Annotated in this window: 12 protein-coding genes and 3 pseudogenes; 8 read left to right on the forward strand and 7 right to left on the reverse strand. The window is 69.0% G+C overall.

Annotated elements, in window-relative coordinates; all coding sequences use genetic code 11:
• Positions 1 to 58: 58 nt before the first annotated feature.
• Entirely contained in the window at positions 59 to 256 is a 198-nt protein-coding gene (locus ACRX5S_RS36860; protein ID WP_436777608.1) for a hypothetical protein, read from the forward strand.
• 167 nt (positions 257 to 423) lie between these two features.
• Here ACRX5S_RS36860 and ACRX5S_RS36865 read toward each other — a convergent pair whose 3' ends face one another.
• From ACRX5S_RS36865 to ACRX5S_RS36885, 5 genes and pseudogenes are all read right to left on the reverse strand, one after another.
• The gene (locus ACRX5S_RS36865; protein WP_436777609.1) at positions 424 to 681 is read right to left on the reverse strand and encodes a hypothetical protein; all 258 of its coding nucleotides are present in this window, start codon (positions 679 to 681) and stop codon (positions 424 to 426) included.
• A 39-nt stretch (positions 682 to 720) separates the two neighbouring features.
• Positions 721 to 1,359 (reverse strand): recombinase family protein, encoded by a 639-nt coding sequence (locus ACRX5S_RS36870; RefSeq protein WP_436777610.1) that lies wholly within the window; start codon positions 1,357 to 1,359, stop codon positions 721 to 723.
• A 412-nt stretch (positions 1,360 to 1,771) separates the two neighbouring features.
• Positions 1,772 to 2,055 (reverse strand): annotated as a pseudogene (locus tag ACRX5S_RS36875) (site-specific integrase); the annotation flags it as partial.
• Positions 2,056 to 2,251: 196 nt separating this feature from the next.
• The gene (locus tag ACRX5S_RS36880) at positions 2,252 to 2,473 is read right to left on the reverse strand and encodes a transposase (RefSeq protein ID WP_436777611.1); all 222 of its coding nucleotides are present in this window, start codon (positions 2,471 to 2,473) and stop codon (positions 2,252 to 2,254) included.
• Positions 2,445 to 2,720 (reverse strand): transposase family protein, encoded by a 276-nt coding sequence (locus ACRX5S_RS36885; RefSeq protein WP_436777662.1) that lies wholly within the window; start codon positions 2,718 to 2,720, stop codon positions 2,445 to 2,447. The genes ACRX5S_RS36880 and ACRX5S_RS36885 overlap by 29 nt, the downstream gene beginning before the upstream one ends.
• Positions 2,721 to 2,957: 237 nt before the next feature.
• On the opposite strand from ACRX5S_RS36885, the gene ACRX5S_RS36890 reads away from it, so the two are divergent.
• From ACRX5S_RS36890 to ACRX5S_RS36910, 5 genes and pseudogenes are all read left to right on the forward strand, one after another.
• On the forward strand, positions 2,958 to 3,377 hold the full coding sequence (locus tag ACRX5S_RS36890; RefSeq protein ID WP_436777612.1) for a hypothetical protein: 420 nt from the start codon (positions 2,958 to 2,960) through the stop codon (positions 3,375 to 3,377).
• Positions 3,378 to 3,769: 392 nt separating this feature from the next.
• Complete coding sequence (locus ACRX5S_RS36895; RefSeq protein ID WP_436777613.1) at positions 3,770 to 4,168, forward strand: hypothetical protein; 399 nt, start codon at positions 3,770 to 3,772, stop codon at positions 4,166 to 4,168.
• A gap of 410 nt (positions 4,169 to 4,578) precedes the next feature.
• Positions 4,579 to 4,767, forward strand: a pseudogene (locus ACRX5S_RS36900) (IS256 family transposase); the annotation flags it as partial.
• Between the two features lie 487 nt (positions 4,768 to 5,254).
• Positions 5,255 to 5,626 carry a cupin domain-containing protein gene (locus tag ACRX5S_RS36905; RefSeq protein ID WP_436777614.1) on the forward strand — a complete coding sequence of 124 codons (372 nt, stop codon included), beginning with the start codon at positions 5,255 to 5,257 and terminating at the stop codon, positions 5,624 to 5,626.
• A 492-nt stretch (positions 5,627 to 6,118) separates the two neighbouring features.
• A complete protein-coding gene (locus ACRX5S_RS36910; RefSeq protein ID WP_436777615.1) occupies positions 6,119 to 6,394 on the forward strand; it encodes a hypothetical protein in 276 nt (91 codons plus the stop codon).
• A gap of 6 nt (positions 6,395 to 6,400) precedes the next feature.
• Here ACRX5S_RS36910 and ACRX5S_RS36915 read toward each other — a convergent pair.
• Positions 6,401 to 6,700: pseudogene (locus ACRX5S_RS36915) on the reverse strand (transposase); the annotation flags it as partial.
• A gap of 88 nt (positions 6,701 to 6,788) precedes the next feature.
• On the opposite strand from ACRX5S_RS36915, the gene ACRX5S_RS36920 reads away from it, so the two are divergent.
• Positions 6,789 to 6,941, forward strand: a complete 153-nt coding sequence (locus ACRX5S_RS36920) for a hypothetical protein (RefSeq protein ID WP_436777666.1) — start codon at positions 6,789 to 6,791, stop codon at positions 6,939 to 6,941.
• Positions 6,942 to 7,412: 471 nt separating this feature from the next.
• Here ACRX5S_RS36920 and ACRX5S_RS36925 read toward each other — a convergent pair whose 3' ends face one another.
• Positions 7,413 to 8,717 carry an ABC transporter substrate-binding protein gene (locus ACRX5S_RS36925; protein WP_436777616.1) on the reverse strand — a complete coding sequence of 435 codons (1,305 nt, stop codon included), beginning with the start codon at positions 8,715 to 8,717 and terminating at the stop codon, positions 7,413 to 7,415.
• 863 nt (positions 8,718 to 9,580) lie between these two features.
• On the opposite strand from ACRX5S_RS36925, the gene ACRX5S_RS36930 reads away from it, so the two are divergent.
• On the forward strand, positions 9,581 to 12,094 hold the full coding sequence (locus ACRX5S_RS36930; RefSeq protein ID WP_436777617.1) for a family 78 glycoside hydrolase catalytic domain: 2,514 nt from the start codon (positions 9,581 to 9,583) through the stop codon (positions 12,092 to 12,094).
• The last annotated feature ends 312 nt before the right edge of the window (positions 12,095 to 12,406 follow it).

The raw sequence follows: 12,406 nt of genomic DNA on the forward strand, positions 1-12,406 counted from the left end.
TGGCCCAGCGAACACCGACTGGTGGTGGGGCCCTGGCAATCCGAACGCCACAACCGTGGTGGCTATCGCCCCCGGCCCCCACCGCGCACCCGGATACGAGACCCACCTCCGCCAGTACTTCCGCACCGTCCACGCCGTCGCCACCCTCCCCCCTGGCGGCACCCACACCATCGAATCCGGCGGCCATGTCTACGTCTGTACCGACCCCGTCCGCCCCTGGGGCACGATCTGGCCCGAATTGCGCAACTACGCGTGAAACTCACCGAGCTGGAAGCACTCCGGCGTTGTGATCGTTCGCACCGGTAACCGCATCCATTGATCCGCGAGGCCAGTGGGCGGAGTTGGTCCAGGCGTCGTTCACGACGCGGCTTCCTCGGGTGTGAGTAGTTGGCGTGCAGGAAATCCCGGTGAGAACGATCAGGGTCACGAGCTGAGCGCTGCGGCGTCCGGGCGGGGCCGGAGAACGTCGCCGGCCTGGAGGGCGGCGAAGTCGGTGTGGGCTTGTTCGACAGCCTCGGGGTACGCCTCGCGCTTGCCATGTTCGGCGAGCGCCCGGTAGATGCTGGCCACGGACCACGGAGGGCTCTGCCCCTTGCGTTTGCCGGTGGGGATGATCAGGTCGGGCTGGGTCTGCTCAACGGACTCGCCGCCCGCAGGGCGCCGCAGCACGGTCTGGAGCATGTCGTCAGTGATGACCAGCGGCCGGCCGCCGTGCTTGCCCTAGCGCGCCGCCGTGTCGAGTCCTTCGAGGGTGGACTCGCGGATGTTCTCCCGCTCGGTCTCCGCCATCGCTGCGAAGAACGCGAACAGCAGCTTCCCCGGCCCGGTCGGGTCGTAGATGCCGGGCAGCGGACCGGCGAGCATCTCCAGGACCAGGCCGTGGGCGGTGAGCTGGTCGGCGAGCGCGGTGAGCTCGGCGGCGTCGCGGCCGAGCCGCTTCATCTCGCACACGGTGAAGACGATCCGGCAGTGCGGGGCGTGCGCCTTGACCTCCCGCGCGGTGCGCAGCACCTCCTCGAACTTGGGCCGTACGCGGATGCGGGTGCTGATCTTCTCGGCGAAGACCTTGTCCCTGGGGATGCCGTGCCCGGCGAGGGCGTCGAGCTGGGAGTCGAGTTCCTGCCCGAGGGTCGAGCAGCGTGCGCATCCGATGCGGATGTCCGTGCTCGGCAGGGCCGGGTCGATCGGTGCCGGCGGCGGAGTGCCCGGGCGCCACGACCGGCCCGGGCCGCGGTCGACGGGGGTCGGCACCCGCAGCTCCTTCTTCAGGTAAGGAACCTGGGTGAAGCGGCGGGTGTGGTAGGCGGAGGCGACCCCGCCGCCGCGCCGCGGCACGGTGAGCCGGGCTGGGCGTCGCAACTTCGGGCAGGCGTGCTGTTCGACGTCGTCGGTGTCCGACCGATCGGTTGGGTGAGGCTGCTGAGGGTTCGTCTTGGGCCGGGATTTTCGCACAATGCAAGTCTCAGAAGGGGGTCCGTCCCGTTCTTGAGTGAGCACGGGTTCTGAGAGTGAATCCGGGTTCGGCGGGGGTTCGGCGGCCCGCGATTGATCTTGCTCACGCAAAGGACCGTTTGCGCGACCCACCCCTTTCCCGCGCCGCCGGAAGACGACCGTTCAGCCCTGGCCCGAGCCTGGCGGACGGCTGCTTTTCCCCTAGGGTCAGAGGTAGGAGTCCGGGGCCGGATAGATGCGGACTCAGGGGCCAGTCCCGTCAAAGGTTTTGACAGTAACCCGGGCTCTTCGTTCCGTTCCTGCCGTGACCCCCGGTCTGCCCACGCTCGCGGCACCAGCCCAGCCAGGACAGCACCGCCGCGCGCCGCGCGTTCCACGTATTGACCGCGTTGCCGCCCCACCGGAGTTCGAGGGCCTGGCCGCCCTCGTCATCAGCGACCGACGCGAGCGGCCTGGCATCACCGAGGTGCTCGGCGACCTTGCCGACGGCGGTGTGGCGTACGCGCGGGCCGTGTTCGGGTTCGACTGCGCGTCGAGGAACGCGCCCGCTGCCGCCCGTACTGTCGGACCAGCCACGACCGGCAGCGCCACGACCTCCGCCACCTCGGGACCCCCTCGCGCGGCTTGCCGCAGATAACGGGGTCGCTTCGCGTCGGCCCGGAACGGCCTCCGCAGCTCGCGCCGGGAGTTGCCATGGGTAATAGGGGCTTATCCACGCCTCAATCGGCGCGGTGGTCGCGGTTGTGCTCGGCCCGCCAGCCGGCCACCTCGGCCTGGTCGGCTTTGCGGCGGTGCGGGATCAGGCACCCGGTGCCCTGGTAGTCGCCGCACCGGCTGCGGTGTCGACACCGGACTCGGCGAACGCCTTGCAGTCGTTGCGGTTGCCCGGCAGCGGCCGGCCGGCCGTGATCACCAGCCGCGTGTCCGCGTGGACCAGGACCTGCAGGTTCGTGGAGAACCGGTAGTTCTTCGACGACGCCGCAACCTGCCGGTCACAGGTCGGGACCAGGGTGCCGTCCATGATCAGCATCTCGTCCGCGCGGTTTCGCCCGCGGCGGGTCCAGGGCCAGGAGCGGACTGGTCGACGATCCGGTGCGGCGCGGCCGCGTGCGATACCCGAACAACGGACCCAACTGCCGCATCGTCAGGTTCGACCGCAGGTAGAACGCGACTATCAGGACCCGGTCCTCCAACGGCAGCACCCACGGTCGCCCCGGCCGCGCCGGATCCAGTGCGTGTCCGCCGCAAACCTGCACCACCCGCACCACCGAGATCTGCAAAATCAATTCAGGAACGGTCTGGTTTGCAGATCTCGAAGTGGATGACAGTCACCACCATAGTCGTGAACCGACAGAAAGGCAGCGCAACTCACCGCATGCGTCGACTAAAAAACGTTTCTTCGTGCCAAAAGTCTTTGCATCCCATTGCGCAAAATGGATATCCGCATTCCGCTTCTGAGCTCCAATATTGAAGCCTTATCCCTCGCCTCGATCGGGAGTCTCCTCATGCGCAGATCCGTCAAGCGCGCCCTTGCCACCGCGGGCGCCACCATGGCCATCGTCACCGGTTCCGTCGTCACCGGTTCGTCCGCCCACGCGGCGGGCTACTCCGTGTACTACGCCGAAACCGCCCCCGGCGGATACCTCCTGCCCCAGGGCCACGCCTACTTCAACAGCTACGGCGACAAGTTCGAGCTGACCGACAGCGTCGGCGACGGCGATGGCGTCGTGGTGCGTATCGACCTGAAGTACCAGGGTGTGTACTACCGCCTCACCAACGCCTACTCCGGCGCCGGCTCCCGCACAACGAAGGTGTTCGACTACGACTTCCCCGAGGGCAACGCACTCAGGTTCAGCGTCTGCGCGCAGAACGGCCCGAGCGGCGCCCGCTACAACTGCGGCAGTTGGACCTACGCCACTGCCTGACCCTTCGAACGGCCGCTCGTTCGACCGGGACGTGCCGGGCGCACGGCCCCTCCCGGAGCCTGCCCCCCCAAAAAAGGCACACGACAGGTCGCCGAGCAGGATGCGCGAACAGGAGCCCTGCCGAATCCAGTTCGGCGGGGCTCCCATGTGCTGCTTGCCCTCGTCGTCAGGCCTCTGCTCCAACGCCGTGCGCGGGTCGACGCCCTTCGTAGTCGCGGCGAGAGCCGTCGTCGATGGTCCAGTACAAGCAATCGGCGCTGGCTGTAGTAGTTCCCAGCTTGTGGCGCTCTGCGGATCTTGACGTTCGCCTTGGCCTTGACATACATGCCGCTGGAACAACTGGCTGTACCTGCGGCATGCGCGGGCGCGGCGCGGACGCTGCGGGGGTACTGGTGCTCCTGGTCGAGGTCGACCGCGGGACCGAGCCGGTCGGGGAACTGGCGGCGAAGGCACGCCGCTACGTGGAGTGGTTCGAGCTGCTGGCGCCGAAGGTGGACGCCAAGGCAGCGGACGCCGCCCGTCTCGCCGGCGGGGCGGGAGGGAACGGCTTCCGGTTGTGGTCTCGGGTGTATCCGGCGACGGGCCACGAGGGTTACCCGCCGCTCGCGTTCGTGTTCACCGGTACCACGTACCAGCGCCGTCAAACTCCTCGACGCCGCCGGGAAACCGGTGCCGACCCGCTCCTAGGCGCCGCGTTACCTGCAGACCGCGGCCTTGGTCCGAGACGGGGCGCGGATGGCACGCCGTGGCGCTTGGACGGCGTCACCACCGACCGACAGCGCGCATGCTGAGCTTCCGGCGGGCCGCCAAGAGCGCGGCCGCAGCGGCCGTCTTCGTGCTTGGCGGCTTGGTGGCCGCGCCCAGTGCGCGTGCCGAGGGCGACTGCACGAACGAGGACGTCGTCGGCAAGATCGTCGACACTCCCGCCACCCCACCGCTCCCGGCGGCGGCCAGGCAGCGGCTCGCAGCTCCGGTCCGGGCGCGCGTTCGTGGGGCGGCTTCACGGTGGAGTGCTCGCTGCCCGGCAAGAGCTTCTTCTACCAAGGCTGCTATTACACGGTCGCCATTCCTCCGGCCGCGGATGATCCGGTGTGGCAGACCAGCGGAAAGTCGCCGGGCGACACGTCCGGCGGGTTATACAACCCCACGTTCTGCCTCGTCGGCGAGGAAGGGGTCCAAGGCAAACTGCGGTGGCTGCCCGATCCCGGCCGCGCTCCGCGCCCGCGGCCACTTTCCCAGCGACACCGCCGCCCTCAAATGCCTCTACCGCGCGCACATAGCGCTCAACCCCACCGGCACCGCCATAGCCCGCTGGGTCCGCCGCTGGAATCCTGCGCTGAACGCCTTTGAGATCGCGTTCGAAGGCCGCCTGATCCGCACCACCCACTAACGACGGATTCGTTAACGGCACCAGTCTTGGGCGGGGCCGGCCACGGATCGCTCGTGAAGGTGTTCGCTTGCGTGGCCTGCGGTGAAGCTTTCACCGTTGCGATGCGATCGGCGAGGTTCCTGAGCGGCCCGAATGGGATGGGCGTATGGGGACCAAGGGCTTCCGTCGGGCACCGGCGACGATGCCCGAGGCAACTTCCCCTGCGAACGCGAACCTTGGGAGTGCGCCTCTCGTTCCGACTGACGAGCCTGTTGCGTTCTTTGCGGTGGGTGCTATGTCGGCGAACACCGACGGCGTCAGGTTTTTCGTCTCCGCAGGACCTGGCCGTATGGCCTTGCCGCGCGAGCTCCTCGTGCAACTTGTTGATGAGCGCCCGAGCCCAGCAGCAGCCGGAGATCCAGCTCAGGGCTGTGCGGGTCGCTTGACATGATGGACAACCTCGTTGACCATATAGACAACCACATTGTCTATATTAGGGATGCGAACCATGAAGCTCGTCCGTCACGCCGAGTGCCGTCGCTCGGAGACCCCGAACGGGGTCATGACCACCCTCGCCTCGCCGACGTTGGGCAGCGCTCAAACCTCGATCTGGCGCACCGAGGTCAAGCCGGACGTGGCAGGACCAGTCCACATCTTCGATGGCGAACAGATCTGGACCTTCCTCGAGGGGGAGGCCAGCATCGAACTTGACGGTGAAACCTTGACTGCCCGCCCCGGCGACACGGCTGTCTTGCCCGCCCACACCACTCGGCAACTCACCGCCGGACCGGAGGGTTACACCGCCATCGTTACCGCCCCCGCCGACGCACACGCCTGGGTCCCGGGCGGCGAAAAGACCAAACCCGCCTGGGTTGCCTGAGCGGCAACGGCCGAATTGCGCTCCACCCACGCGCACTGCCCAATCGCTGCTGGCCGCCGTCGCCACTTGCCGTCTGTCCGGCTGCGGTCGAGGACGAGACACGCGAGTGGCACTGGCGACACGAGCAGGTGCCAAGGGCCCAGTGTGACAACGGGGTCCGGTCGACGTCAGCACGTCGGTTGGCTTGGTGGGCCGTCAATGCGGTCCCCGGGCCGGCCGTCGGCGGTGAGCGTCCGGACGGCGTCGGCCGTGTGAGTCCCGTCGCACGGCCGCCGGACGCGAGCCGCACGAAACGCCCGTTGGCTTCGTTCATGACTACCGAGACCGTTTGGTCAGAAGTTCTGGTGCGTGGGACCCGGGCAGCGAGGGCACGATGTTCACGAGTTTTGGTTCTGGCTCAGGTTGTGTGGTGCCCCGACGGATGTCGGCGGTGTGTGGTGAGGTCATGCTGCCGTCCGTTCGTGCGAATGACTTGACCCGTGGAGCTGGTGGATGTCCGAGTACTCGTCCTTGTCCCGGGGGTTGGCCGAGGCGCTGATCGACGTTGTCTGGTTCGTCGAGAGCTGCGATGACGAGCAGATGGACCCGGACGACGCCGTGAAGGTGCTTGAGGGCGTGGCCCATCGGCTCGGCGGACTCGCGGATGACCAACGGGACGAGTTCCTCGGGGTTGTGGCTGCGATAGCCCAGGCGGAACCCGGCGCCGAGCGCCGCGATTTCATCGAGAGTCTCCCGGACGCATTCGGCTTGCTCGACCACGGCGTCTGACCCGGTTCATGAGGCGAGCAGGACCCGTTTCCGCAGCAGTTCGAAGCCGGCGCGGCCGAACATCTGTCGCTTGAGCATTTTGATGCCGTTGACGTGGCCCTCGACCACGCCGGAATTCCAGTGCAGGGTGAGTCCGGCGATGACCGCGTCGCGGTTGCTGTCGATGCCTGCGGCGAGGGTGTGGAGGCCGGGCAGGTTGTCACTACGGACGGTGTCGAGCCAGGCGGGCAGGCGCTCGCCGCGACGTTCGGTCAGCATCGTGGCGAAGGTCCGGACGTGTTCGGTGAGGGCATCGAGTTCGGGGCAGTCCTCGCCAGCTGGATCCTCCGCCGACCCGAATCTCTCACCGAGGACGACCAACGCCGCCTCAAGGCCATCCGCGGCGGCTTTGCTCGTGCCGGTCCACGACGCGCAGGGCGACGAGGTCTTCTCGCGGCTGATCCGCCGGCACGGCACCGCCGAGGACGCCCGGCACCTGGCGCTCGGCGATCCGGAGGCGCCGGAGGTGCTCAACTGCCGACCGGACGACGTACGGAGATCCCGATAACGGCGCAGCCGGGGTGTTGAGCCGCGTGGATGAGGAGGAGTTGCGGGTCCTGGCCGCATCGGGCCCGGGGGTCACCCGGTTCTCCAGTGGGTCGTCGCTGCTCCTCTGGGATTCCCACGCGATCCGGTGCGACGCCGGCGCAGGGTCCGCCGACGGGGAATCGGGGCCCGGCGGCCGGCGTCGCCCGGTCGACGGCTTGGCAAATAGTAGTCGCCATGGCTGATGAATGGACATCATGTCCAGATTCGGAGTTCTCCGGCGGCACCATGGCCCCGAGGCAGCCATCGCGATCAGCAACGCCCTGGTCGGCTTCGTCCAGCGCCTCCAGACCATGGCGAGTACACAACTGGGGAGGACGAAGCCGCGCCACGACTGGTGGCCATTGAAATCGAAGCCTGGCGCGCCTACCTCGCTCCGCCTGGGAAGAGCCAGGCAAGTCGGCATCGACGGCGCGTCGCTCCCGCAGGGGCGTCAGCCCGTTGCGACGACGAACTTCTGCGTCGCGGGGTCGTACTTCCACAGCCGCGCCGGGAGGTTGCCATGCGGGGTTTCGCGCGAGTACGTGGCGGCGTCTGCGAAGCCCGGTATCGGCAGCGAGCCGAGGGTGAACCCGGCGTTCTGGAAGGTCTCGTAGTTGAGGTCCTTGCCGGCCTTGTCGGCGATGGCCTTGAACAGGTTCAGGTTCTGGCACGCGGCGCCGACGGACGCCCCCGGCGTCGGGGAACCGCTCGGCACCAGCGCGGGGTCGCCGATCTTGCCCTTGAGGTCGGGGGCCGCCGCTTCGACGGCGGCGATGCACTCCGCCGCGCCTCCTGCGTCCCACTGCGCGTTGAAGCCGACGGCAGCCGCGTCCGTGAGCGTACTGAAGTCGTGCTTGGCCTTGTCGTTGGTGTAGCCCATGGCCGGGCCGACGTCGGTGAACAGCAGCCGCGGGCGGTACTTGGTCTGTTCCAGGACCGGGGGGAACGACGCGGCGATGCTGCCCACCAGGACGACGGTGTCCGCGCCGGACGCCTGGAACTTCTGGATGAACACGCCGGTCTGCTGGCCGACGGCCGCCGGGTCCTGCGCCGGGGCGTCGAGGACGGCCGTCTCCACCGGGGTGACGCCCAGCTTTTGCAGGGCGGGGATGACGGTGTCCTTCATGACCGCCTGGTCGTAGATGTTGGAGATCACCGCGACCTTCTTGCCCGCCAGTTCGTTGTTCTTGGCCACCAGGCTCAGGCCGTCGGTGAGTTCGTCCCCGCCCCGGTAATAGGCGAACCAGGGGGCCTGGGCGGTGGCGTACCGCTTTGCGGTGAGCTGGCCGCCGATGGTCGCGGTCTTGTTGGTCTGCACGTAGCACAGCGGTTCGTCGCCGTTGAAGCTGCCGAGGACCGCGAAGACCTTCTCGTCCTGGGTGAGCTTGATGCAGGTCTCCTGTGCGGCTGCCGGGGAGATCAGGTTGACCTTGCCGTAGACCGGGACGATCTTGCGGCCGTTGATGCCGCCCGCGTCGTTGATCTTCTTGATCAGGGTGTTGTACGCGAGCTCGTAGTCGCCGTGGTCGATGTTGACGAACTGCCGGACGCCGGCAAGGTCCGGGTAGGTGATGCCGATCTTGATGGTGTCCGCGGTCACACCGGGTGCGACCTTGGGCGCCGGCGGCGCGGCCGGGGGCCCGGAGGAGGCCGTCGCGCCGTCCTTCTTCTCGGCGGTGCAGCCGGTGGCGATCAGCGCGGCGGCCGCGGCGAGCACGATCGCCGCGCGTCCTCTGGCACGGTGCGGTGCAGACATACGAGGTGGTCCCTTCTGATCGGTGCGTGATGCTCCGTCTGGCCTCCGCACGCGCGTGCGCAAGCGTCGGCATCGATGACCCGGCGTTTGTGAACACCTTCGGGACGGGTCCCCGAGGTGCTTGATTTCGGAGGCCGGCCGGACCGCCGATCGTGCCCCGCCGACCGCGCAGCACGATCGGAGTGTGGAGCGGGTGGACGACGACGGAGTGCCGCCCGGGCTTGTCGCGCGGGATATCTTGCCGAGTGCGTGGAGCGTAGCTCCCAGAGGTTGCACGCGCTACCCATTCGTGGCGGGCTTTTCACGGCCGAGCACGGCGCCTCCCGGCGTACCCGTTCCGACAGCGCCTCCACCGGCGCCCCCGCGGCTCCCAACATTCGGATGACGCGTACACAAAACCGACTCGCCGCCGCGTATCTGTTTCGCAAAGTCCGATGGAGGAGCAGCCCGCGCCCGGGGGCCGACATCCGATACCGGCCGGTCGCGGTCGGGGCCGTCCGGGACGAGGAAGAACGATGCGGCGCCTGGCGCGGAGAGCAGCAGGGGTGGCTATGATCCCGAGTAGCGCGCGCAACCAAGTCGTGCTTCGAGACCAGCGGCTGACCACGACCCTTCGCACCACAAGCAGCCATCGCGACGCGGCCACGGCCCGGCATCCCCCGTTCCGACGTCCAGTAGTCAGGAAGCCCATGACGATGCACCCGGTACCTCCCACCACCGCCCCCCATCGCCTGCGCGTGGAACACCTCGACACACCAATGGGGTTGCACGTTCGGCGCCCGAGGCTGTCGTGGCGGCTGCCAGACGGCGCCTCCCGGCAATTCGCGTACCAGTTGCGCACCGACACGTGGGATTCCGGACGGGTGGAGACCGATCGGTCCGTCCTGGTGCCGTACACCGGGCCGGAGACGCGGTCCGGCGAACGGGTGGTCTGGCGGGTGAAGGTCTGGACCGATCTGGGCGAGAGCCCGTGGTCCGAACCTTCGTCCTGGGAGGCCGGGCTCGTGGAGCCGGGCGACTGGGCGTCGCGGTGGATCGAGCCGGACGAGGACGGCCGGCCGCTCCCGGCGGGGCAACGGCCCGCGCATCTGCTGCGCCGCGACTTCACGCTGCCGGCGCCGGTCGCCCGTGCCCGGTTGTACGCGACCGCGCACGGAATCTACGAGGCGTTCCTCAACGGGCGCCGGGTCGGCGACCTGGAGCTGACGCCCGGATACACCGCCTACCGCGACCGCCTCCAGGTCCAGGCGTACGACGTCACCGACCTGGTCGTCGAGGGCGCCAACACCGTCGGCGCCGTGTTGTCCGACGGGTGGTTCCGCGGCCGCGCCGGTGCCATGCGCATCGCCGACAGTTTCGGCGAACGCACCGCGCTGCTCTGCCAGTTGCACGCCGTTCACGACGACGGCTCGGTCACGGTCGTCGGCACCGACGGCTCCTGGACCGCCTCCACAGCCGAGATCCGAGCGGCGGATCTGATGGACGGAGAGAGCCACGACCTGCGCCGCCGGGCCCCGGGCTGGTCGGAGCCGGGATTCGACGCGTCCTCATGGGCCAAGGCAACGGTCGCGACCGGTGGGCTGTACGACGACTGGACCCGGCTCACCGATTCACCCGCACCCCCGGTGCGGCGGGTCCAGGAACTGCGCCCGGTGTCGGTGACGAAGCCGACGACCGGCGCCCAGGTCGTCGACCTCGGCCAGAACATCAACGGCTGGGTCCGGCTCTCGGTCCCGCTCTCGGTCCCGGTCGGGTCCGAACTGACCCTCACGCACGGGGAAGCGCTGGACGCCGACGGCGATGTGACGACCGATCACCTGCGCGGCCAGGACTTCCTGACCGCCGAGCCGCTGCCCGCGGGGCAGGTGGACCGGGTCGTCTCCGCAGGTCGAGCCGGCGAGGTGTTCGAGCCACGGCATACGACCCACGGCTTTCGGTACGTCCGTGTGGAAGGCGCCGCGCCCGCGCTCACCCCGGAGGACGTCACCGGCGTCGTCGTGCACACCGACCTGCGCCGCACCGGCCGTTTCGCGTGCGGCGACGACCGGATCAACCGCCTCCACGAGGTCGCCGTGTGGAGCTTCCGCGGCAACGCGTGCGACATCCCCACCGACTGCCCGCAACGCGAACGCGCCGGCTGGACCGGCGACTGGATGCTGTACGTCCCCACCGCCGCATTCCTCTACGACGTCGCCGGGTTCTCGGTCAAGTGGCTGCGCGACCTCGCCGTCGACCAGTGGGACGACGGCTGCCTCAGCAACTTCGCCCCCGACCCCGGCGGCCGCGCCGTCCAACACCTCCCCGCCGAAATCCTGGAGATGTTCGCCGGCTCCTCCGCCTGGGGGGACGCGTCGGTCATCGTGCCCTGGGAGCTCTACCGGGCATACGGCGACCTCGACGCGCTCACGGAGTTCCGGCCGATGATGGTGCGCTGGGTGGACTTCGCCACCGAACGCGCCCGCACCCGCCGCCACCCCGACCGCGCGGCCGCTCGGCCCGAGGCCGCGCCCCACGAGCAGTTCCTGTGGGACGCCGGCTTCCACTGGGGCGAGTGGACCGAACCCGGTGCCGCGGGCGACGACTTCCGCACCGCCGACCAAGGCGCGGTGGCCACCGCGTACCTGTACCGGTCGGCATCGCTGCTGGCCCGCATCTCGGAACTGACCGGCCACGGCGAGGCCGTGAGCCGCTATCAGCACCTCGCCGACAACGTACTGGCCGCGTGGCGTGCGGAGTTCATCGCCTCGGACGGGTCCCTCACGCCCCAGACGCAGGCAACCTACGTACGGGCACTGGCGTTCGGACTGGTGCCGGAGGAACTGCGCGCGGCCACCGCGGACCGACTCGTCGGACTCGTCCGCGATGCGGGCACACACCTGGGCACCGGATTCCTCGCCACCCCGTATCTGCTCCCAGTACTCGCGGACGCCGGCCGCCTGGACGTCGCCTACGAACTCCTCTTCCAGGACACCGAACCGTCGTGGCTCACCATGGTCGACCGGGGTGCCACCACCATCTGGGAGGACTGGGACGGCATCAACGAGGACGGGCTGCCCCGCGCCTCCCTCAACCACTACAGCAAGGGGGCCGTCATCTCCTTCCTCCACACCCGCGTCGCAGGCATCCGCCCGCCCGCCGACCCCGACCCGCACACCGCGGGCTACCGCCGGTTCCGGATCGCCCCCATGCCGGGCGGTGAACTGGCTTGGGCCGAGGCACAGTTGGACAGCCCCTACGGTGTCATCGCGTCCGCCTGGCGGATCGAGGACGGCCGGTTCACCCTCACGGTGACCGTCCCGCCCGGCACCGAAGCAGAGGTACTCCTGCCGGACGGCCGCACCTTCCACGCGACGCCGGGAACCCACACGTACGAGTGACAGTCGTCCGCGACTTTCTCCGCCTCCCCTTGAGACGCCGGGGGGATTTTGTGCAAGCGTTACGCATAGTTCTTACGCACGTGAGCGCAGGTTCGCGCACGGCACGCCAGCCAGAAGGGCTCCCATGGAGTTCGGCATCTTCTGGCCCCTTCGACCCGCCGCCGCGGTGCCACGCCGACGCCGCGGCGGCGGCCGTGCCTTGCCTTGCCGTCGTGAACGGCAGCGCGACGGCAGAGATCATCCTCGTGTGATGAAAAGGCCCCGCACGTCCGCTCCGCGCCGGCGATGCGGGTGGCGGGCGTGCGGGGCCGG

The organism is Yinghuangia sp. YIM S09857, assembly GCF_051388915.1.
In the GTDB taxonomy this organism is placed as follows: Bacteria; Actinomycetota; Actinomycetes; order Streptomycetales; family Streptomycetaceae; genus Yinghuangia.